General features: G+C 44.2%; 20 protein-coding genes. 14 read left to right on the top strand and 6 right to left on the bottom strand.

Annotated elements, in window-relative coordinates:
- Window positions 1–13: 13 nt before the first annotated feature.
- Entirely contained in the window at window positions 14–1,300 is a 1,287-nt protein-coding gene (gene amaA, locus JFC08_RS12125) for an L-pipecolate oxidase (protein WP_198330883.1), read from the top strand.
- A 373-nt stretch (window positions 1,301–1,673) separates the two neighbouring features.
- Window positions 1,674–2,129 carry a hypothetical protein gene (locus tag JFC08_RS12120; protein WP_198330882.1) on the top strand — a complete coding sequence of 152 codons (456 nt, stop codon included), beginning with the start codon at window positions 1,674–1,676 and terminating at the stop codon, window positions 2,127–2,129.
- A 143-nt stretch (window positions 2,130–2,272) separates the two neighbouring features.
- On the opposite strand, the gene JFC08_RS12115 is transcribed toward JFC08_RS12120, so the two are convergent.
- Window positions 2,273–2,911: a TetR/AcrR family transcriptional regulator gene (locus JFC08_RS12115; protein ID WP_045445568.1), complete on the bottom strand. Its 639-nt coding sequence runs from the start codon at window positions 2,909–2,911 to the stop codon at window positions 2,273–2,275.
- A 329-nt stretch (window positions 2,912–3,240) separates the two neighbouring features.
- Between JFC08_RS12115 and JFC08_RS12110 the strand changes: the two genes are divergently transcribed.
- From JFC08_RS12110 to JFC08_RS12065, 10 genes are all read left to right on the top strand, one after another.
- Window positions 3,241–4,392, top strand: coding sequence for an acyl-CoA dehydrogenase family protein (locus JFC08_RS12110; protein WP_198330881.1), 1,152 nt, complete (start codon window positions 3,241–3,243; stop codon window positions 4,390–4,392).
- Between the two features lie 102 nt (window positions 4,393–4,494).
- Complete coding sequence (locus JFC08_RS12105) at window positions 4,495–5,703, top strand: acetyl-CoA C-acetyltransferase (RefSeq protein WP_055123962.1); 1,209 nt, start codon at window positions 4,495–4,497, stop codon at window positions 5,701–5,703.
- Between the two features lie 76 nt (window positions 5,704–5,779).
- Window positions 5,780–7,954 (top strand): 3-hydroxyacyl-CoA dehydrogenase NAD-binding domain-containing protein, encoded by a 2,175-nt coding sequence (locus tag JFC08_RS12100; protein ID WP_198330880.1) that lies wholly within the window; start codon window positions 5,780–5,782, stop codon window positions 7,952–7,954.
- Window positions 7,955–7,982: 28 nt separating this feature from the next.
- Window positions 7,983–9,086 (top strand): CaiB/BaiF CoA transferase family protein, encoded by a 1,104-nt coding sequence (locus tag JFC08_RS12095; RefSeq protein ID WP_227697764.1) that lies wholly within the window; start codon window positions 7,983–7,985, stop codon window positions 9,084–9,086.
- A gap of 71 nt (window positions 9,087–9,157) precedes the next feature.
- Window positions 9,158–10,843, top strand: a complete 1,686-nt coding sequence (locus JFC08_RS12090; protein ID WP_198330879.1) for an AMP-binding protein — start codon at window positions 9,158–9,160, stop codon at window positions 10,841–10,843.
- A 443-nt stretch (window positions 10,844–11,286) separates the two neighbouring features.
- Window positions 11,287–12,210 carry an ABC transporter ATP-binding protein gene (locus JFC08_RS12085; RefSeq protein ID WP_198330878.1) on the top strand — a complete coding sequence of 308 codons (924 nt, stop codon included), beginning with the start codon at window positions 11,287–11,289 and terminating at the stop codon, window positions 12,208–12,210.
- 64 nt (window positions 12,211–12,274) lie between these two features.
- Window positions 12,275–13,969, top strand: a complete 1,695-nt coding sequence (locus JFC08_RS12080) for an ABC transporter permease family protein (protein ID WP_198330877.1) — start codon at window positions 12,275–12,277, stop codon at window positions 13,967–13,969.
- Between the two features lie 102 nt (window positions 13,970–14,071).
- Entirely contained in the window at window positions 14,072–15,076 is a 1,005-nt protein-coding gene (locus JFC08_RS12075) for an ABC transporter substrate-binding protein (protein ID WP_198330876.1), read from the top strand.
- Between the two features lie 141 nt (window positions 15,077–15,217).
- Entirely contained in the window at window positions 15,218–16,360 is a 1,143-nt protein-coding gene (locus tag JFC08_RS12070) for a TIGR03364 family FAD-dependent oxidoreductase (RefSeq protein WP_198330875.1), read from the top strand.
- Complete coding sequence (locus tag JFC08_RS12065) at window positions 16,360–17,106, top strand: HAD family hydrolase (protein WP_198330874.1); 747 nt, start codon at window positions 16,360–16,362, stop codon at window positions 17,104–17,106. The genes JFC08_RS12070 and JFC08_RS12065 overlap by 1 nt, the downstream gene beginning before the upstream one ends.
- Before the next feature lie 218 nt (window positions 17,107–17,324).
- On the opposite strand, the gene JFC08_RS12060 is transcribed toward JFC08_RS12065, so the two are convergent.
- The 4 genes from JFC08_RS12060 to JFC08_RS12045 form a co-directional block, all read right to left on the bottom strand.
- Window positions 17,325–17,885: a GlcG/HbpS family heme-binding protein gene (locus JFC08_RS12060; protein ID WP_244656476.1), complete on the bottom strand. Its 561-nt coding sequence runs from the start codon at window positions 17,883–17,885 to the stop codon at window positions 17,325–17,327.
- 55 nt (window positions 17,886–17,940) lie between these two features.
- Window positions 17,941–19,152: a CynX/NimT family MFS transporter gene (locus JFC08_RS12055; protein WP_198330873.1), complete on the bottom strand. Its 1,212-nt coding sequence runs from the start codon at window positions 19,150–19,152 to the stop codon at window positions 17,941–17,943.
- Between the two features lie 152 nt (window positions 19,153–19,304).
- A complete protein-coding gene (cynS, locus tag JFC08_RS12050) occupies window positions 19,305–19,775 on the bottom strand; it encodes a cyanase (RefSeq protein WP_060491359.1) in 471 nt (156 codons plus the stop codon).
- A 113-nt stretch (window positions 19,776–19,888) separates the two neighbouring features.
- The gene (locus JFC08_RS12045) at window positions 19,889–20,551 is read right to left on the bottom strand and encodes a carbonic anhydrase (RefSeq protein WP_087816203.1); all 663 of its coding nucleotides are present in this window, start codon (window positions 20,549–20,551) and stop codon (window positions 19,889–19,891) included.
- A gap of 138 nt (window positions 20,552–20,689) precedes the next feature.
- Here JFC08_RS12045 and cynR point away from each other — a divergent pair, with 138 nt between their 5' ends.
- Window positions 20,690–21,598, top strand: coding sequence for a transcriptional regulator CynR (cynR, locus tag JFC08_RS12040; RefSeq protein ID WP_087816201.1), 909 nt, complete (start codon window positions 20,690–20,692; stop codon window positions 21,596–21,598).
- A gap of 32 nt (window positions 21,599–21,630) precedes the next feature.
- Window positions 21,631–22,032 carry a DUF6122 family protein gene (locus tag JFC08_RS12035; protein WP_338101666.1) on the top strand — a complete coding sequence of 134 codons (402 nt, stop codon included), beginning with the start codon at window positions 21,631–21,633 and terminating at the stop codon, window positions 22,030–22,032.
- Window positions 22,033–22,243: 211 nt separating this feature from the next.
- Here the strand turns inward: JFC08_RS12035 and JFC08_RS12030 are convergent, their stop codons facing one another.
- The gene (locus JFC08_RS12030) at window positions 22,244–22,732 is read right to left on the bottom strand and encodes an META domain-containing protein (protein ID WP_198330872.1); all 489 of its coding nucleotides are present in this window, start codon (window positions 22,730–22,732) and stop codon (window positions 22,244–22,246) included.
- Window positions 22,733–23,001: the final 269 nt, after the last annotated feature.

Genomic DNA, 23,001 nt, shown 5'->3' with positions numbered 1-23,001 from the left:
GAAGGAATATGAGATGTTGCAAGAGCAATGTTTGTGGAATATGACCGCACCTATTATTGATACTTACAGCCAGATGAATAGCGATACTGAAGCGACTATTTGTATCATAGGCGGCGGTTATACAGGGTTATCGGCGGCGATTCATTTGGCAGAAAAAGGCGTCAAGGTTATTTTGCTTGAGAGTCAAACGATTGGTAGTGGCGGCTCAGGAAAAAGCGTAGGGCTCGTCAATGCAGGTACTTGGGCGCGCCCTGATGATTTGAATATTGCGCTAGGCGAAGCGGCAGGTGAGTGTCTGACAGAAGCCCTTGGACAAGCGCCAAGCTTAGTATTTGATTTAATCAAGCGTTATAATATCGACGCCCAAGCCACTCAAGCTGGTAATATCCACATGGCACATAACGCCAAAGGTGAAGCAGATGTCGATATCAGATATGAGCAGTTGAGCCGCCGCGGTGCGAATGTTGAAGTGCTAACTGGCAGTAAATGCCATGAATATTGCGGGACGACAAGTATCAATAAAGCATTACTAGATCATCGGGCTGGTACGATAAATCCGCTGGCTTATGTCAGAGGACTTGCAAAAGTCGCTACCAGTCTTGGTGTGACTATCTACGAGCATTCCGCTGTTGAAGCCTTAGAAAAGGTAGATGGCTATTGGTATGCAAGGACTTCTAAAGCGCGCGTCAAGTCCGATCGCGTCATCATTGCGACCAACGCTTATACCGAAGGCGAATGGACAGAAATCACAAAGACATTTTATTTGGTTTATTATTATCAGATTGCATCTGAGCCACTTAATGGCGAGGCGGCAGATCGTATCTTACCTTACAAAACAGGGGCATGGGATACACGCTTGGCCTTGTCTAGCTTTCGCCGTGATGACGACGATCGCCTATTATTGGGAACGGTGGGTGGTACACAGCTTAAACCAAAATCCTTTTATCAATCATGGGCCAATGCGGTGCAAAAAAGCTATTATCCAGATTTGCCAGCATTTAAATGGCAGTATGAGTGGACGGGTAGCTTTGGTTTTACGCAAGATCATATTTTTCGAGTCATGGAGCCCGACGAGGGCTTGCTGACAGCAACGGCTTATAACGGTCGTGGCATTACTACAGGCACGCTAATGGGTAAGTGCTTTGCAGATTATATAATGACCGGTAATAGAGACAGTATTCCCTTGCCATTTAAGACCTTAGAAGAGGCAAAAGTCTCTTTTGGCGGGATGAAATCTGGCTTTACTGAGTTGGGACTGACTTTATATCATGCAGGTCAATGTCTAAAAATAATTAGATAGCTTTGTTGAGTCATCGTCTGATTTTTTCTACCGTTTTTAAATATAAAGGTATTCAGACTTTGACGGCGATATAGAGACCGTAACAATCGTGTGATTACCAAAGCGTATTAATATCAGTATTTATTTTCTATTATCTGATATGCTATCATCTTTAAGTCATTATCGTGGGTTTAACAGTTTTGTCATCGCCAGCCATTATCGTTATAAATGGCGGCGTACAAACCTTGCAACTTCCAGCACGATATAAAACAATTCTGGTAAAGCGCATGAGCCTGTACTCCGACATCCTCATTTGTGCCTGATTTTATTTGCCTATTTGGGCGTATTTCACCCTTTTTCGTCGGAGTTACAGGAGTCTAAGGTGTTCAATATCATGAGCCACATTGCTAACCAATCCAAACATACCCGTCATTATCATCCACGTCACCTTCTCGCCCAGTATGCGATCAATCAGATAGCGACACTTGAGCTGCGTTCGCAAGATATTGTTAAAGCCATGGGTTATCCTATCAAGCATACTATCCCTGCTTGTGAGCGCCTACGTCACGTATTATCGAATAAATACCTTGGGCTTGATGGCAGCTATATGGATAAATATTTTACCGCTGAAGAATTTTTAGCCGCGCTATTTTCTGTGCTGGATATCCCTCATACGCCGTTTGCAGAAGACATTGCCCAGATCAAAGATGCTGCTGTGCACGCTCAGCATGATAATAAAAATTCATCCTATGGCAGTGTGAGCAATGGCTATCAACAGATGAGTGAACAAGGTTATGAAATGGTTGATAGGGTAGAAGAATATAAGCTAAAAAAATCTAAGGAATGTTAATTTCTAAGTATTAGTTTTTAAGCATTAAGTAAAGCCTCACTACCAAGTGAGGCTTTTTCGTTCTAGCTTTTGATTGTAAGAATTAAAAATTGGCTGGTATGAATATTTCATAATATCGTACAAGTTATTGTATATCGAACTGATTATATGTCAGGCTTTGATATGGCTCGCCATAAAATCACGAATAACGCATCAAACTCTGCATTAATGGGTGTGTCGGTCTGGCGAATGATATGCATCAAGCCAAGACGACTGATAAAACCCATAAACACATCAAAAAGTATATAAAGGGGCACGGTATCATTTAGTACCCCGCGGTTTTGACCATCTTCTAATACATTCAAAAATGCCCCAATCAGCTCTTTATTCTCATAAATCGCAATATTACGAATACGTGATGCCGATACCGAAGACAGCACCATCACGGCATCAGGATGCGAGTCTACAAAGTCAAAACAGACCCATAATGTCTTGCGCAGCCGATCTTGCACGCTATCAATGCCTTGCAAATGATCCATGATGCGCGCCGCCAATCTACCTAATACGATATCCATGATGGTATAAAACAGCGTTTGCTTATCACCAAAATATTTATACAGCGTCTGTAGTGAGACATTGGCAGACTTTGCAATTTGTGCCATGGTCACCTCATTAGAATCAAAACCTGCAAATACTTTACGAACGGCTTTTTCAATTTTTTCTAAAGTAGCAGGGCGCATATCGGATAAGGGTGCCAAGGCGCGGGTTTCAATCGTGCTAGGTATCTGGCTCGTGGTTTTCATCGTTGGTTTCGTAGCTCCTTTACGGTAGGTATTTTTAGATAGCTCATGCTTGAAGTAGTACATCATTTAAGTATTAATAAGATAAAAGTAAGTTGGGTAATATTAATTACTATTATTATTTAATTGGTTGCGCATTGTCTTTTACTGTCCTAGTATAAGTCTTGCATGATATTAAATATAAAGAATACTGAGATTGTATATAACGGTAATTAAAATTACCATAAATAAGATGTTTACACTCAATAGTATTTTATATTAGGGCGTGTCCTCGTTTGAATTGAGGACACGCCCTAGCAATTATCAACTTCCCATCGTCAAGGACAGACAATATGAGTATTGAAAAATTCACTCCGAACTGGATGACCGAAGAGCACCAGATGGTGCATGATAGCGCGCTTAAAATGTTTCAATCGTGGGAGCCAAAGGACGAGCAGTGGCGCAAAAACGGCATGATTGACCGCGCCGCGTGGGAAGAGGCTGGCGCGATAGGATTCTTATGTGCATCGATTCCAGAGGAATATGGCGGCGGCGGTGGTGACTTTGGTCATGAAGCGGCGCTTCTTTATGCGCAGGCTGAGGCTAATCAATCCGGATTCGGCGGCATGGTACATTCAGGTATTGTCGCGCCTTATATCTTGAGTCATGGTACGGAAGCGCAGAAAAAAGAATGGCTACCTAAGATGGCGACCGGTGAGTATGTGGCGGCGATTGCTATGACCGAACCGGGTACTGGCTCAGATTTGCAGAACATCAAAACCTATGCCGTAAAAGACGGCGATGATTATATTATCAATGGCTCAAAGACCTTTATTACCAATGGTCAGCATGCCAACCTGATTTTGCTCGCCTGCAAAACCGATCGTGAAAAAGGTGCGCAAGGCGTTTCGCTTATCGTGGTAGAAACGGACAAAGTAGAAGGGTTTGAGCGTGGTCGTAATCTCGATAAGATTGGTCTGACCTCACAAGATACTTCAGAGTTATTTTTCAGCAATGTACGTGTGCCGCAAAAGAATTTGCTTGGCACAGTAGAGGGCATGGGTTTTATTCAAATGATGCAAGAGCTGCCACGTGAGCGTCTAATCATTGCTTTAACGGGCGTTGGTGCGATGAAGCTGGCGATTAATTTGACCCTAGAGTATGTCAAAGGTCGTGAAGCCTTTGGCAAACCGATTTGGAAATTTCAAAATACGCGCTTTAAAATGGCAGAGTGCTACGCTGATTATCTCGCTGCTAGCACAATGTGTGATGCCGCTGTCGATGCCATGTTAGAAGGCAAGTTGACGGTACCACAGGCGTCTTTGATTAAATATTGGGTAACCCAAAAGCAGTGTGACGTGATCGACGAATGCGTCCAGCTATTTGGCGGTTATGGTTATATGACAGAATACCCGATTGCTCGCCTATATGCTGATGCGCGAGTACAAAAAATCTACGGCGGCACCAATGAAATCATGAAAGAGCTGGCGTCACGCTTTATGTAATTGTCTATTTTAATTGTTAGTTCTAGTTCTTGATTCTAACATGGCGATTATATTGCCATCATCCATCATGGTTATTTATTCAAAAAATAAAAAGGGATTTTTATGACTGAGACTGCTTACATTTATGACGCCATCCGTACCCCGCGTGGTAAAGGCAAAAAGGATGGCTCTTTGTATCAGGCGTCACCGATTTGGCTTGCTCGTACCTTGTTAAAGGAAATGCAACAGCGCCACCATTTGGATACCAGTTTGGTCGATGATGTGGTGCTTGGTTGCGTGACGCCCGTTGGCGAACAGGGCTCTGATATTGCCCGTATTGCGGTCATTGACGCTGGCTGGGCGCAAAGTGTCGCGGGTGTCACTTTATCTCGATTTTGTGCCTCAGGTCTGGAGTCTATCAACTTAGCTGCTGCCAAAATCATGTCAGGTATGGAGGACATGGTGGTTGCAGGTGGCGTAGAATCGATGAGCCGCGTGCCGATGGGCTCTGATGGCGGTGCATGGTATATGGATCCACGGGTTAATGAAGCGACGCATTTTGTCCCGCAAGGCGTTGGCGCGGATACCATAGCGACGCTAAAAGGCTTTAGTCGCACCGATGTCGACGAGTTTGCTACCGAGTCACATCGCCGCGCCGCGCATGCTTGGGAGCAGGGCTATTATGATAAATCGGTCGTACCCGTCACGGATATCAATGGCATGACGTTATTGGATAAAGACGAAACCATCCGTCCCAATACCAATGTCGAAACTTTAGCTGGTCTCAATCCTTCTTTTATTATGCCGGGTAAGATGGGCTTTGATAGCGTTATCTTGGATAGATATACCACCATTGAAAAAGTAAATCACGTGCATCATGCGGGTAATTCATCAGGCATCGTCGATGGTGCCGCAATTTGCTTAGTCGGTAGTGCAGTTGCTGGTCAAAAAGCAGGTCTGAAACCACGTGCTAAAATTACGATGGCTGCAGTCATTGGCTCAGAACCCGCTATTATGCTGACAGGGCCAACGCCTGCCTGCCAAAAAGCGCTCAAAAAAGCAGGCATGCAAGCTTCAGATATAGACCTATGGGAAATCAACGAAGCCTTTGCTGCCGTTCCACTGAATACTGCCGATGACTTCGGACTCTCGCTTGATATCGTCAACGTCAATGGTGGTGCCATCGCTATGGGTCATCCACTTGGTGCCACGGGCGCGATGCTCATGACCACAGTCCTTGACGAGTTAGAACGTCGCGATCTAAAAACCGCGATGATTACGCTGTGTGTGGGTGGCGGTATGGGTATTGCCACTATCATTGAGCGCGTATAGCGCTAATAGATTTTAGTGATTGTCATTAGTTTCTAGTGACTGATATCGATATAGAATAATATAAAAAGGATTTGAAATGAGCACAAACAGCGTAGACGCCATCAATGCATTGAACCACTTTTCTGCCCATCGTGATAATGATGGCATTATCACCGTCACGATTGACCAAAGCAGCCGCAAAATGAATGTCATCGGTGACGGTTTCACCGATAGTTTTGCAGTGATGACTGACAGCTTTATTAACGACGCGTCCGCCAAAGGTTTGATTTTAACCTCTGGCAAAGAGACGTTTGTGGTCGGTGCTGATATTGATCAGTTGGCTAATATTAAAACCGCTGAACAAGCGTTTGAGCTGGTCGAAGACCTGAAAGCCAGTTTACGCAAACTAGAGAAATCTGGTAAACCTGTCGTCGCTGCCATGAGTGGAACGGCACTTGGCGGTGGTTTGGAGTTGGCATTGGCCTGTCATTATCGTATCGCGATTGATTCGCCTAAAACCAAATTGGGTTTACCAGAAGTCAAGCTGGGTTTACTACCGGGTGGCGGCGGTACTCAGCGTTTACCGCGATTGGTCGGTATTCAATCAGCGTTAGAATTGATGACCCAAGGTAAAGAGCTGCGTCCAACTGCTGCTAAAGACATGGGTTTAATTGATGCCGTTGCCACTGACAAAGCAGATATGCTCAAGCAGGCGACAGACTGGATTACAGCCAATCCCAGTGCCCAGCAGCCATGGGATAAAAAAGGTTTTAAAGTTCCCGGCGGTGATAGTAAGCATCCCAACATAGTGCCAGTGTTTTCTATTGCACCTGCCATGGCCAACCAAAAGTCACACGGCAATTATCCAGCCATTACTCATATCATGTCTTGCGTGTTTGAAGGCTGCTTAGTGGATATCGATACAGGACTTGAGCTTGAGTCGCGTTACTTCGCCGCTTGTGTGCTGTCTGCTGAATCTAGAAATATGATTAATACGCTATGGACTCAGCTGAATAGTATTAAAAAAGGTCAATCGCGTCCAAATGGTTTTGAGCACTATAAAACCAAAAAAGTTGGTATTTTAGGTGCAGGCATGATGGGCGCGGGCATCGCTTATATCACTGCAAAGGCAGGAATCGACGTTGTACTTCTTGACACTGACATAGCAGGTGCTGAAAAAGGCAAAGCGTATTCTGCCACCATTTTGGATAAAGCCATTAGTCGTAAACGCTCTACTGAAGAGAAAAAGCAAGCGTTACTCAATCGCATCAAGCCAACAGTGTCTTATGAGGATTTGGCAGAATGTGATCTTATCATTGAAGCGGTGTTTGAAAATCGTGAGATTAAAGCCAAGTGTACTCAGCAGTCTGAGGCAGTGATTTCTAACACTGCTGTCTATGCGTCCAATACGTCGACACTGCCTATCACTGGATTGGCAAAAGCCAGCACGCGTCCCAATCAATTTATCGGGCTACACTTCTTCTCGCCAGTCGACAAGATGCCGTTGGTTGAGATTATCATGGGCGAGCAAACGGATGACGCCACTTTAGCAAAAGCCTTTGATTATGTGCTGCAAATCGGTAAAACACCAATCGTCGTCAATGATAGTCGTGGTTTTTATACGTCACGTGTATTTGGTACGTATGTGTCAGAAGGCATTGCGATGCTAGCAGAGGGTATCCACCCACGTAGCATTGAGGTCGCTGGTATGAAAACAGGCATGCCCATGCCGCCATTAGCATTACAGGATGAAGTGTCGCTAAGTCTAGCATTACATGTCAGCGAACAGCAGCAGTTGGATATGCAAGCTGAAGGCAAACCTATCACTGTGCGTCCCTCGTACGAGATACTCAAAAAGCTGGTCAAAGAACACAATCGCGAGGGCAAAAAGAACGGCAAAGGCTTTTATGAGTATGCCAATAATGGCGACAAATACTTGTGGCCTGAGCTGATGAATTTATATCCAGTAAAATTAGAGCAGCCATCACAGCAAGACTTAATCGATCGTTTGATGTTTATCCAAGCCAACGAATCTGCTAAATGCTATCAAGAAAACGTCGTGCGCTCTGTCGCTGATACCAATATCGGCTCTATTTTTGGCTGGGGCTTTGCGCCACATCAAGGTGGTACGCTACAGTTCATCAATGCCATGGGGTTAGAGGCGTTCATCACCCGTAGCCGTGAACTCGTGGCTCAATACGGTGAGCGTTTTGAGCCAGCGCAAATTCTGCTAGATATGGCAGATAAAGGTGAGGTGCTTTCTGATGACTGAGCTGATGGTTAATTCTACGATTCATTCTATGCTTGATTCTGCAATTAATACGAGCACTGGTTCAATAGTGGACTTGATGGCAGATTGCTTACAAGGGCTGCGCGTCGTTGATTTGACTCGTAATTTACCGGGACCCTTTGCCACACGTTTGCTGGCTGATTTGGGCGCAGAAATCATTAAGATTGAACCCAAAAATGGTGATCCTGCTAGAGCCTTTGGTGAATTATTTAAAGCACTAAATCATGGCAAAACCATTGAAAGTCATGACTTCCGTGATCCTCAAGGTATTGCTGCTATTAAAGCGCATCTCAAAGACGCTGATGTGATGTTGGATAGCTTTCGCCCTGACGTTTTAGTAGGTATGGGGTTAGATGCCAAAGCATTGCATGCGATTAATCAAAAATTGGTCATGGTATCAATCACTGGTTATGGTTTGGCAAATAGCGATTCGAAAACTGAAATTAATCATGACTGGGCTCCTAAAGCTGGTCATGATATTAACTTTATGGCGATGAGCGGTGTTTTAGACCAACTAAAAACGGCGGATGGCGAGCAGGCGATGCCTAATGTTCAATTTGCAGATTTGGCAGGCGGTAGTGACACCGCTGTGATTTCATTGCTAGCTGCTGTATTCGCCGCCCAGCGGACGGGCGAAGGTCGTCATGTTGCCGTTAGTATGACGCACAGCTTGTACCAGCATATGGTCATGCCAAAGGCAACGGGAGCACTGGTGAAAAGCTTTTCAGGGCAACAACCAGCACCGCATCATGATTTTCTGGGTGGATTATTACCTTGTTATCGCCTATACAAAACTTCAGACGAGCGCTATATGGCTGTTGGTTCATTAGAGCTGAAATTCTGGCAAGGGCTGTGTGAAGTATTGGATTTGTCTGCGCTCAAAAATAGCCATTGGCAACTTGGGGTTATGCCAAATACCTGTGAAAGCCAAGCGGCGGCTAAGACGGTAGGCGATAAATTTGCCAGTCAAACACTTGAGCATTGGCAGCAAGTTTTTGCGCTCGTTGATGTCTGTGTCACCCCTGTGCTTAGCCTCAGTGAAGCAAAAGCACATCCCTTATTTGCCCATCAAGATGAGTATGATGCAACGTCAGGATGGCAGCAGGTTCAGTAGTTAGGTTTTTTATGAGAAATGCTTCAAAGCCATTGAGTTTTTCATAAGTTGATTACCAAGGAAGGTAAGTTATGGATCAGTTTTGGACGCAGCATTATCCTAAAGGGATAAATGCACAGATAGCGCCGCCACATAATACATTGATTGACATGTTTGATGACAAATTAACAGAATATGCCAGCCATGAATTTATCACCAACATGGGTGTTACTTATTCTTATGGGCAAGTGGATAGCCTGTCATTGGCTATTGCGGCTTGGATTCAAAGTCTGGGTCTAGCAAAGGGTTCGGTCATAGGCATCATGATGCCCAATGTCAACCAGTACCTGCCTATTGTCATAGGGATAATTCGCGCTGGTATGGTCACAACGCTCATCAATCCGCTGTATAGTCCTCGTGAATTGAGACATCAATTGGCTGACTCAGATACTGCTGTATTATTTATATTAGAACCATTTTGCAAAACGTTAGAGAAAATCATCAAAGACACGCCTGTCAAAACCGTGGTCATCAGCAAGATTGGCGATATGTTAGGAGTAGTGAAAGGTGCGCTTGTTAATATCGCTGCCAAATATGTCAAAAAAGCCATTCCCCGTTATCAGTTGAAATCCAATTCTCGTTATACCGTGACTCGCTATAAAGCCGTTTTAAAATGCGCCAAAAAATTAAGCTATTCTCGTCCTACCATTCAAGCGGACGACTTATTAATGCTGCAATATACTGGCGGTACGACAGGTGTTGCCAAAGGTATTTTGATTACCAATCAAAATGTTGTGACCGCCACTTACCAGTTTGTCGAATGGTTCAAGCCAGTCTATGACGCCATGTCTGATAGTACTCAAATAAATACCATTATCGTTTTACCGCTGTATCATATTTATGCGTTTATCTGCTCAATAGTTGGGTTGAGTGTGGGTCAGCATCTCACACTGGTTACCAATCCACGTGATATTGAAGGGTTTATCAAGATATTGCGCAAGCGTCCTTTTCATCTATTGCCTGGTGTTAATACTTTGTTCCAAGCCCTGCTGATGAACCCAAAATTTAAGGAGCTGGATTTTTCTGCATGCAAATTAACTGTAGTTGGTGGTATGGCAGCGACCCCTGAAACCGCTAAGCGCTGGCGTGAAGTCACAGGTCTGCCTATCCTCGAAGGCTGGGGTATGTCTGAGACGTTAGGCGTGGGTACCGCCAATCCATTTAATGGCACTGAATATAGTGGCAACGTGGGGTTACCTCTGCCTAGTGTCGATATCAGTATCCGTGATGATGATGAAAATATTCTCGCCATAAATGAAGTTGGTGAGATGTGCATCAAAGGTGACAATGTCATTACTCATTATCATAATATTGACAATACGACGTTTTTTACCGCTGATGGTTACTTAAAAACAGGTGATATTGCATCTATGAACGAGCATGGCGCTATCAAAATATATGACCGTAAGAAAGACATGATTATCGTCAGTGGCTTCAACGTTTATCCTAACGAAGTAGAAAACATTATTGAGGAGCACCCTAAGGTTGCCGAATGTTCAGTGGTTGGTATCGATGATAAGTTGCAGGGTCAGTCGGTCAAAGCCTACGTTGTAAAATCTGATGATAGCTTAAATGAAGATGAGATTAGAGTGCTGTGCCAAGCAAATCTGGCCGCCTATAAATGCCCGCGCCATATCGAATTCATAGACGAGTTACCCAAATCAACTGTCGGAAAAATACTGCGTCACAAGCTGAGGAAATTGGCTCATGAAGCCTAACGACTACTCAACAGACTCTCATCAATAACATCTACGTTTAACGCATTTTGTCTGTCATCTATTGGCAGGCTTTCTGTTTTTAGAAGACCTCACTTAATAAGATTAAATGAGGTCTTCTATTTTGATAAATGCTCACGGGATTGTTTTCGATACTTTATCTAGGGCGTGTCCTCATTTTAAAAATGGTGATAAAAATGAGATAAATTGCCGTCAAACAAGGAAAATAGCGCTGTTAATATCGAGATATTGATAAGCTATTTGACGATGTTTAACAAAATTTAGCCATTTTTAGCCCATTTAGAGAGTAATTGATTGAATTGAGGACACGCCCTAACGTTGTTTGATGTCATCGTATTGTCATGGCTCTTTAACCAAAATGTCACAACTACTGGCTACACTGCTGACCTAGGCAATACAAATAATAAATGATCAGGTTGGTTGATATGTTAGAGCTTAGAGGTGTGACGAAAAAGTATGAGAATAAAGTTATCTTTGAAGATATTTCCCTCAAAATTAATAAGGGCGAAATTGTCTCAATCTTAGGGCCTTCTGGCTGTGGTAAAACGACTTTATTGCATATTATCTTAGGTTTGACAGGTATCAATGGCGGTCGTCTTGCTTATAACGGCGAAGACATTACACGAGTGCCGATGAAAAAAAGAGGCTTCAATATTGTCTTTCAAGACTATGCACTGTTTCCCAATCTAAATGTCAAACAAAATATCGAATACGGTTTACGCAATAATCCCCATATTAGCACGCAAGCAGAAGTCGATGAACTGGTCGACTTACTCGATATCGAAGCCCACCTAAATAAACGCATCAGCCAACTGTCTGGTGGTCAAAAGCAACGCGTGGCACTCGCACGCACTTTGGTGATGAAGCCTAAAATACTGCTATTAGATGAGCCTTTATCTGCGCTAGATGGTGTCATCAAAGAAACCATCAAAGCGCGTATTCGTGAGATTTCAGTTCGTTATCAGTTGACGACTTTAATAGTCACTCATGATCCAGAAGAAGCCATGACGTTATCTGATCGTATTTTGCTGCTATCAGATGGCAAAGTGGCACAGTTCGCGACACCAACGGAAATCATTCGCAACCCAGCCAATGATTTTGTCAAAAACTTCATTCTCAATCAGCTCAATATCAAGCGTCGCAATATCTTAAGTTTATTCGCGGATGATGGCGCAACTATCGACCCTTTAAGCAAATATACTCAGCGCCAACATTACGGTCAGGATGACAGTGTGGTGACTCATCGTTATGACGATATCGATGGTATTGACACTATCGACAATACCGACGATCTTAACGTTATCAAAGACAGTCATCAGCAAAAACAAAAAGATGCCACCATCAACTAATATTGATTAAAAATAAAAATGTTGTGAATGAACGTATTTGACCATTTGATCGTCTTGGATATTTATGAAATTGAGCAATTCACCCCTCGTAAAAGCAATTTGGCTATTCGTTGCTGTTTTATTCGTCATGTTTATGTTTGTGCCATTAGTCAAACTGCTGGCACTGTCTTTGAATGTCGGTGATGCATTAGGGCTAGAAAACTACACCAGTATTTTGAGCAGTGATGGCTTTTTGCAGACCATGCAAAACAGCTTTTTTGTGGCGACGATGAGTGCGCTTAGCGCGACGTTTTTTGGCTTTATTTTGGCTTATACCGTGCATTGGAGCAATTTGCCCAAAGGTTTTAAACAATTTATTAAGCTGGCGGCATTATTTCCTATGTTGTTGCCAACCGTAACTTATGGCTTTGCCATTATTTATACTTTTGGTAAACAAGGTTTGCTGACTCAGATTCTTGGCTTTCAGCTGTTTGAGGACATATATGGCTTTTATGGCATGTGGCTTGGTTATACCATTTATACCTTGCCCATTGCTTTTTTATTATTGAACAATACTTTCCAGTATTTGGACAAAAAGTTTGTCGTTGTATCAGAGTTGATGGGAGACTCTCCTTATCGCCAGTTTGATATGACTGTGGTGCGCCCTCTAATCGGCACCTTTGCAGCAGCGATGATTCAATGTTTCTTTTTAGCCTTTACAGACTTTGGTATTCCAGCGTCGATTGGGGGGCAATATAGCGTCATCGCCACTGAGCTTTATACCCAAATCTTAGGCGCGTCACCTTCATTCGAAAAAGGGGCAGTGGTTGCGCTATTTATGCTGGTGCCATCCATCCTAAGCATCGCCATACTATGGTACGTGGCACGCTTCAATGTGCGCTATGACTCAGTTGAAATGATTGATCTGCCTACCTCAAAAATCAAAGACCGTGTTTTGGCGGTGTTATCGAGTGTGATTTTAGCCTCACTATTACTGGTATTCGCCGTGATATTCATCATCCCATGGATTAAATCATGGCCTTATCAGATGGTCTTCACCACCGAGATCGTCAGCGAGGCGTTAGAGTCTGCCAATCTGATGCGGGTCTATAAAAATTCATTACTTGTGGCGGTATTAACAGCAGTGTTTGGCACCTTGATTACGTATTTTTCAGCCCTGTTATACGAGCGCTCAAGCCTTTTTAAACTGGGAAAATTCAGTATTGAAAGCTCGGCATTGGTGACCAATACGGTGCCTGGAATGGTCGTCGGTATTGCCTATTTGATGGTGTTTTCGGGGTCGGCGGTCGCCAATACTATTTTTATTATCGTGATTAGCAACATCATTCATTACTTTGCCACGCCTTATTTAATGAGTAAAAACGCACTGTCTAAAATGAATTTGGGCTGGGAGACGACGGCTGGTTTATTGGGCGATTCATGGTTTACATCGTTACGCCGCATCGTCGTGCCCAATTCGTTTTTTACGCTGATTGAAGTCGCTTCATTCTATTTTATCAGTGCCATGGTGACGATTAGCGCGGTTATCTTTATTTCAGGTGCCAAAACCATGGTACTCACCACTAAGATAGTCGAGCTACAGCACTTTGCGCGCTTCGATGAGATTTTTATCTTGTCGCTAATGATATTGCTGACCAATATTGGCGCACTGATGTTGTTTGCTATTGTCCGTCATATTTATAGCAAACGGCTCTCTGGTACAACGGTAATAAAAACCAAGAAAAAACCTAAGTCAATGGTGGTACCAACGTCTTCTTAGTCTTACCCATTGGTCAAGCGCATTGATAAGACTTATTTTGGTTTTGTATTTTAAGCAACACCTTTTTCATTATTAAAACCTCAACAAATAATAGGACAAATAATGTTTTTATTCAAAACGTTAGTGGCAAGTTTCGCGTGTGGGATCGTCTTAGCAGGTTGTAGTTCACCTGAGTCGGAAGGAGGTGCTTCTAGCAACGTCGAAGAAGTCGTCATTTATAGCAATGCCGACGAAGAAGCGGTCGAGGTCATCCAAGAGGTTTTAGACGAAGCAGGCTATGAAGGTCAGTATGTCTTTCAGTCTTTTGGGACAGGGGAGTTGGGTGGGCGTTTGCTGGCAGAAGGCGATAATACAGAGGCTGATATGGTGACGATGAGCTCGTTCTACTTAGAAAGTGCCCAAGCCAAGCATCCTATGTTTAAAGAATTGACCTTTGACGTTGACCCGCAAGTGGCGGTCCCAAATTACTATGCACCAATACTGGGTTTTACGGGCGCTATTATTTTAAACACAAAAGAGATGGCGGCGCAAAATCTGCCCAGACCAACCAGTGCCAAGGATTTGGCAAACCCGATCTACAAAAATAAAATTGCGATGGTGGATCCTAATGGCTCATCGACAGGTTGGCTCTTTATTCAAGACGTCACCGCTACTTATGGAATGGGCGCTGAAGGGCAGAAAATTATGAATGATATCCGCACCAATGCGGGTCCAAACTTGGAGTTGTCAGGCTCAGGTCCGATCAAAAAAGTGATGGCAGGTGAGGTACCGATTGGTTTTGGCTTGCGTCATCAAGCAATCGCAAACAAAGCACAAGGCTTGCCCATTGATTATGTTGACCCAAGTGAAGGAAATTATACGCTAACGGAATCGGTAGCCGTTATTGATAAAGGCGAGAACACCAATCCAAATGCGATAAAAATGGCTGAAATCATTGTTAAAAATGCGCGTCCAAAATTATTGACGATATACCCAAATGTGATTTATGACGGTGAAACAGTCGCTCCTGACAATCAAATCAAAAACAGTAAAACGTACGGCGAGCCACTGACGGCTGAGCTGTTAGATAAGCACAGAGCGTTTTTCCATGGACAAACTGAATCGTAAATGAATCTATAAAAACCGTGATGAGTAGTCATTGTTCAATTGCACTATTTCATCGGCTAGTGAAATCCTTAAAACAAGGATTGAGCCGCTAAAACATAAATTGAGTATCATTTGTAATCAATCATAAAGAAGAAAAAAGTTATGGTAGGGACAAGTAAATTATCAGATAAACAGTATGATGTGGTCGTCGTTGGGGGTGGTATCGTTGGTCTTGCCAGCGCTTATGCTGCCGTAAAAAAAGGGCTGAAAGTGGCGTTGGTAGAGCGTGAAGCACAGAATAAAGATGCCTCGATTCGTAACTTTGGCTTTGTGACGGTTAGTGGTCAGCGTAGCGGTGAGCATTGGCAACGTGCCATGCACTCACGCAATATCTGGGCAGACATCGCGCCAAAAGCCGGTATCAAGGTTGAGCATACTGGTCTGCACATGCTGGTTCAGCGCCCTGAAGCGATGAGCGTTGCCGATGCGTTTTTGAAGACTGAAATGGGCGAGTCCTGTCGCTTATTGAGCCAATCAGAAATACAGGAGCAGACGCCTTATCTTAGAACAGGTTTGGGCGTTTTATATAGCCCGCACGAGCTGAGAGTCGAGTCAAATACCGCGATTGGCAAATTGGCGGACTGGTTAGCACAAGTGCATGGCGTGGATTTTTATAACAAAACCACGGTTCAGGTGGTTGACTTGCCCACTGTTCATACCAGTCGAGGGACATTACATACGGCGCATTGTGTGATCTGTCCTGGGGCAGATTTACAGGGCTTATATCCTGATACTTTAGCGCAGTCTGATGCCAAACTCTGTACCCTCAATATGATGCGCGTGATGCCAAGGCAAGCGTTCAAACTAAATGCTGCTGTCATGTCAGATCTGAGTTTTGCTCGTTATGATGGGTTTGCCCAGCTACCAGAAGCCCGTGCGCTTATCAGCTTACTAGATGACACCCAAGCTGCTGAGCGCAAGGCTGGCGTACATTTAATCGTTGTTCAATCAGCGGATGGCTCACTTATCATTGGTGACAGTCATAATTACTGTGATAAAGAGCTGCCCTTTAGAGACACTTATCAAGATAACTTAATCATCAACGAGTTCAAAAAAGTCATGGATATCGGTGAGGTAGACATCACTCAGCACTGGTTAGGGGTCTATCCAAGTGCCGACAATGTCGTGTTCAAAGCATCACCAGAATCAGGCGTTGCCATCGGTACCATCACAAGTGGCACAGGCGCATCAACGGGATTTGCCTTTGGTGAAGAGTTAATTAATTTAGTATTGGAGTCAAAATAATGAATACAGATATCCATCGTATCAAAGCGCCATTCGACGCGATCAAACTGTGTGTCTTTGATATGGCAGGCACGACCGTCAATGAAAACAATTTGGTTTATAAGACCGTATGTGATGCGATCAATCACACCTTACAACAGGTTGGTCTAACAGACATTCAGATCAATCTAGAGGTGTGTTTAGAGTTTGGGGCTGGCAAAGAAAAGCGACAAGCCATTAGCGATATACTCAATGAAGTATGCAAATATGACAATACCGCGACCGCTGATAGTGAAAAATGGACGGATGCTGCCTTTAATACGTTTAAATCAGCGTTGGCATCAGCCTATACCAAGGACACGGTAGCAACCTTCGATGGCATGCTAGACTTTTTCAATCAGTTAAAGCAGTCAGGTAGAAAAGTCGTGCTAAATACGGGCTACGATATTCAGACTGCCAATAAGATATTGACCCTTTTAGGATGGTCAGTGGGTCGTGATATTGATGCTTTGATTACAGCGGATGATGTGCATAATGGTCGTCCTGCGCCAGATATGATTACCCTTGCTATGGACAAGTTTGGGATTGAGCATTCGCAACAGGTATTGAAAGCAGGGGACAGCGGCATCGATATCGAAGAAGGCAAAAATGCCCATTGTGGTCTATGTATTGGGGTGCTCACTGGTGCTCAAACCCATGTGCAACTGGAGAAATATTCACCAGATATCGTGCTTGAGAAGCTTACGGATCTGGCGTCATTAATCTAGAGTATGTCCTCAATTTAATTGAGGCATCTATATGGGCTAAAAATGGCTAGATTAAGACATGGGCTACTTTAATGGCACATTTTAGAAGGAGAGGAATCATTATATGGTTTCTCTCCTTCTTATTTTATAGAAGTAACAATAGATATAAGAACAGACAGGCTTATCAACTTTCGAACAGCATAATGTGTGGAATATTTGTCTTAAAATTTTAGCGCGCTCTACTGCTGATCTAATGCTTTTAGACCTGCTTTGGCAATGTGTACATCTTCGCTGCCATGTGCGCCGCCCACCCCGATACCACCGACTACGATACCATCGATATGAATGGGTACGCCGCCATCTAAGATAAGGATGTTTTCATCCAGATAGCGTAGGTCTTCAGGAATCGTGCCGTCTTTGATGCCTTTGGCGATGACCGCCGTTTCTCTTTTTTGTGAGTTTGCGGTATAGGCTTTTTTATAACTGGCACGCACGGTATGCACGCCAGCGCGGTGATCTCTGAGCACTGCTAAGGTTTGTCCAGAGGCGTCAACGACGGTGACAGATACCATCAAATTGTTGTTTTTGGCTTCTAATGCGGCGGCATTCACCATGTTCTGTGCCATCTCGCCAGTCAATAATGGAATGGTTGCCATCTCTGCTCCTTGGGTTATTATGTTTGGTTTGATCGCTTGCACTTGATACTGTGAGTGCGAAGTGTTGGCACACGCGGCGATGGACAACAGTGAAGTTGCAAGCGCGGCATAGATAACGAGTTTTTTCATAATTAGTCCTTTCATAGTTAATCCTTGAGGTTGTTTTGAATATCGCATGACGTGACTCAATACGCCTGAATCAAAGCTTAGACAAATCAATTGCCTGATGATAACTTGCTGGGGCAAACTTGATGGTGACAAACAGCATGCCGATAAGGCTGATCAATAGCATCCACCAAACCGCTTGAAAACTGCCAGTCGACTCGCGTAGCACACCTGCGACATAAGGCGCGATGGCGGTAATAATAAAGCCAATGCCTTGGACAAATGCTGCCAGTGCCCCAGCGAGTTTGGGTTTTGACAAATGATCTAACGCGACGGTCAGTGTCAATGAAAAGCAGGCACCAAGACCACAGCCAATCAAGGCAATCCACAAGATGAGCAAAGCTGTCGGCATGGTAATCAAACCTATAAATCCAGCGATTTGTATCCCTACGGCAAAAAACAACCAAGGTCGGCGGTCGAGACGATGGGCGGACAACATTGGAATAACTAGCGCACCAATGACCTGAAAAATCGTCATGATACCGATCAGCTCGCCACTACTTTGCGCGCTCCAGCCCAAAGTCTGCGCATAGCTTGGCAACCATGCAATCATACAAGCATATCCAGCGTTTGCCAGACCAAAATAACTTGCCAGCAGCCAAGCACGGCGATTGCCAAAAAAGTTGATTCTTACCCCGTCGTCTCGATTTTCCATCTGCTCAGAGGGTCGCCGCCACCACAGTACGAGGGCAAAAACTGGCACTATCAGCCAAATACCCAAACCGGATTGCCAACTGCCGTAATGTTGAGCGACTACCGGACTCAAGATAGCGGCAACCCCGCCACCAGTCATCAGTGCGGCAGAGTAAACACCCATAGCAAGTGGCACGCGTGCAGGATACCAGCGTTTGACCACACCAGGCGCCATTGCTTGCACGATGGCAATACCCGTACCGCCTACTAAGGCGCTGGCAATTAGCATCCCTCCCGTGTCTAACCACAAGCGCCATAAACCCGCGAAGGCAATCGCCAACAGACCGCCTGTGATCCATGCGCTTTCACTAAATCGTCGCCCAATCCACGGCAACAGTAGCGGAAATATGCCCATACACAACATCGGCAGCACCACCAATAAAGAGGCGGCTTGCAAACCCGTAGCTGTGCTTAGGCGAATCTCTGTCAGCAACGGACCAGTAGAAGTGATCGTTGGGCGCAGCGTCATCGCCAACCCAGCAATCACCAGCATAGGAAACAGCAAGGTCAGTATCGACGAACGCGCCGTGGAGGAGATATGATCGGTACTCATGAATAATATAAAATCCGTATTAAGAAAGGCAGTACCAAAAAATCACCGCCTGAGTCGCCAAAAAAGCCGACGTCACTATATGCCGAACGCCGACTTTTTCAATAAGTGCTACTTTTAAAAACCGCTGATAAAACTGCTGTTTAAAGCGTCATTTAAAAAGGTTTGAACGGTAGGAATTTACCATCTAGAGTAATCACTGCGCGGTCACCACCTTCTGGGTCAGCTACTTTTTTGATATCCATTTTGAAATTAATGGCACTGATGATACCATCACCAAATTGCTCATGAACCAAGGCTTTTAGCGTGGTGCCATATACCTGCATCATCTCATAAAAACGGTAAATTGTCGGGTCAGTAGGAATCTCACTACCAACGCTGCCTCGTGATGGAATGCATTGTAGTAACGCGATGGCGTCCTCATCAAGTCCTAAAGTTTCACCAACTTTTTGGGCGGCATCAGCAGGTAGCGGATGTTGACCTAGCAAAGCGGCAGTGACAAAGACATCACTCAAGCCTGTTCCTGAAGCGATTTGCTCAAATGACAGATTCTTTGCCGCTTTGGCAGCAATGATGGTGTCCGTTAATGTTTGACGTGCGGTGTTGCTTACTTGAGACTGAATCATAATAATACCTTTTGAGGTTGGTGGTGGTTATTGGGTTAATGATGCTTATGAATCATTTGGATTAATTGATTTTTCGATTATGCATAGTCATTGATAATGACAGTTATGTAACACTAAACGGCGACTGCAAGTGGTGATAGCGGATAAGCGCGAACCTCAGTGTGCGTGGCCAATGAGACAAATTCATTGGTCACGCCATCTAAGGCATCGATGTCACCGGACTCGATATCGTAAACCCAGCCATGTAGTGCCAAACGATTTTCTCTTAGCGCCAAACGTATAGACGGATGGGTTTTGATATTTTCGATTTGGGCGATGACATTTTCACGAACCATAGAAGCGACCCGCTCGCTATCACTGGCATGTTTACGGACTTCATTGACCACCCGTGCTGAGTCAGCATAGCGTAGCCAGCTGCCTACCGCTGGCATATGATCCATGCAGGTGCAGTTGGCAATCGCAGTCATCGCGCCGCAGTCTGAGTGCCCGCAAATCACCACATCCGTGACTTTTAAAGCGGTAACAGCATACTCAACTGACGCCGATACACCGCCAGGCTCAGGACCATAAGATGGGACGATATTACCCGCATTGCGAATCACAAACAGACCACCGGGTTCGTGTTGGGTAACGAGCTCAGGCACTAAGCGGCTGTCTGAACAAGAAATAAACAGCGTGCGCGGGTTTTGTTTGGTCGCCAAATTTTTGAATAAATCGGCGCGCTTAGGATAGGCGTCACTGTGAAATTTTAGAAAACCTTCAATAATATCTTTCATCGCGTTGGCCTCTGTGAAGTCGATAAAAGGAATGATACGTCACTATCGTTATAAGGTAAAATACTAGTATGTTATGATGTCGATAATAATTACTTATGACCAAACTTTTATCAATCCCTAATCCACACGAGATGACCCATGATTCTTCGGCACATTAAGTATTTCTTGGCAGTGGCAGAGCACCAAAGCTTTACCCAAGCAGCAGCGTCTTTGTACGTCTCACAGCCAGCGTTATCGCAGCAGATTAAGCAGTTGGAAGAAGGTCTAGGCGCGATTTTATTTGATCGCTCTGGTCGCCGTGTCACATTGACCGATGCCGGTGACGTCTATGCGTGCTATGCCCATAGAGCCTTGCAGGATTTGGAGGAAGGACGGCGCGCCATTCACGACGTACAGGATCTCAGTCGCGGTGCGTTGCGGATTGCAATTACGCCTACCTTTACCACGTATTTGCTTGGACCTTTAATCAAAGCGTTTCATACTCGTTATCCGAGCCTTACGCTAAGCGTGCAGGAGATGTCACAGGAGCAGATGGAAAAGCAAATACTCGATGATGAGTTTGATGTGGGTATTGCTTTTGAAGATGTGCAGTCTGCCGATATTGATACACAAACCTTGCTGATAGAGACGCTTGCACTGGTTGTTAGTAAACATAACCCTCTTGCTAAGCAAATGGCGATTGACTTGCCAACGCTACACGCGCAGTCACTGGTATTGCTGAGCCGCGAATTTGCCACGCGCGAACAGATTGAGCATTATTGTCGCCAGCATGACATTGCGCCAAACGTACTGATGGAGGCAAACTCGCTCAGCGCAGTGATCGAAATGGTTCGCCATACCCAACTGACCACCTTATTACCTTCCAACATCGCTCATAATTATGATGAGCTGGTGGCGATTACCTTAGCGCCGTCTTTGCTCCAGCGTACAGCGGTATTACTACAACGAAAAGGCGCGTATCAGAGCGCTGCTACTAAGGCATTTGTTGCGTTGGCACATGAGGTTTGTTTGAACACGGTTGAATCCAATGCACTGTTTTTTAGGTAGAATAAACTTAGAAAACGAACGGTCACGATGAGATAGGCAAAAGGTCAATAACGCAAACCTTAATTCACTACTTTTTTCACTTCGGCATGCCTTTAATGGGTGCCTATGTGTTTTTCCGCAATGATTATAAAAAGGTTTATCTGATACTGCTCGCCACTATGTTGGTTGATTTGGATCATCTGCTAGCAACGCCTATCTTCTCGCCCAATCGCTGTAGTATTAACTTTCACCCGCTGCACAGTTATTATGCAATGGCAGTATATGTGGCTATGTTAGTGCTGCCTAAGCCATATAGAGTCATAGGTTTGGGCTTGCTGTTGCATATGCTGACGGATCTGAATGACTGTGTTATGACGTATGCCCAATTCCCTCAAGCGTTGGATAATGCGCCAGCTCGTGAGCTGGTCATATGGCTAGCAAATAGGTTTAAGTAGTATTTTTAACTTTTCATCGTATGTTCATTAATTCCGTATTTATTATGGGCACACTATATTTTCTAAATAATCGGATTATTTACTGAGGATTTAGTTCTGCGCTAAGCCTAAATTCAGTATTCAGACAATAAATATAGACAAAAAAAGCCTCACTATTAATAAGTGAGGCTTTTTTATTGAGTGGCTAGTTTAGCACTCTATACGACAATGATTATTTAGCAACCGCTTTAAAATTCGCTACTTGGTTCGCATTGCTAATGGTCAATACAGGCACGTTATTGGCATTTTTGCTCATGCTATATTTACCATTTACGGTTGCTAGTACGGCGCTATCAAAGCTGGCTTGTGGGGCAGGGCAAGCCATTCTTGTGCTTCTTACTGGACCCAATGTTACCTCGCCATTTGCTACCTTATATTCAGCACTCATATTGTTACAAGTATTCATCAAAGTAACGATATTGCTCCCATTCGCCGTCACAAAATCGAGGGTTAATGGTTCGCCTGGATTAAAGAATAATGGAGTAATGGTCTCGCCCTTGGTGTTTTTGGCATCCACGAGTTGCCAATGATAGGCTTGTAAGGCATCCGAGGTAATAGGCTGGGTAACGGGTGCACTTGGCGTAGATGTGGTTTGACAACCTGCTGCCAATGTTCCCACTGCTAAAACGCTTACCATCATTACCTTGGTCATATTTTTCATATAAAGTCCTTTATTGCTTCAATTATTATATAGAGACATTTATCTCAAAATTATTGTGCTTGCTGCCCCAATAACTGACATGAGACGCTAGTAGATGCAGGCATTATTACAAAGCAATGATAGCGATACAAGCGCCAGTAACCATTCAAATACCAAGTTGTTTTTATAATACCAAGTTGTTTTTATGTTGATATAGTCGGTTCAATATAATTTGGATACAAGGAAGGCAAGCGAAAGTACTACAAATAGTAGACTAAGCGAGCCTGACA

This window comes from Psychrobacter cibarius, from assembly GCF_016107535.1.
Classification (GTDB): Bacteria; Pseudomonadota; Gammaproteobacteria; order Pseudomonadales; family Moraxellaceae; genus Psychrobacter; species Psychrobacter cibarius.
Note: the sequence above shows the minus strand (reverse complement) of the source record. Positions and strands in the feature narration are given on the sequence as shown.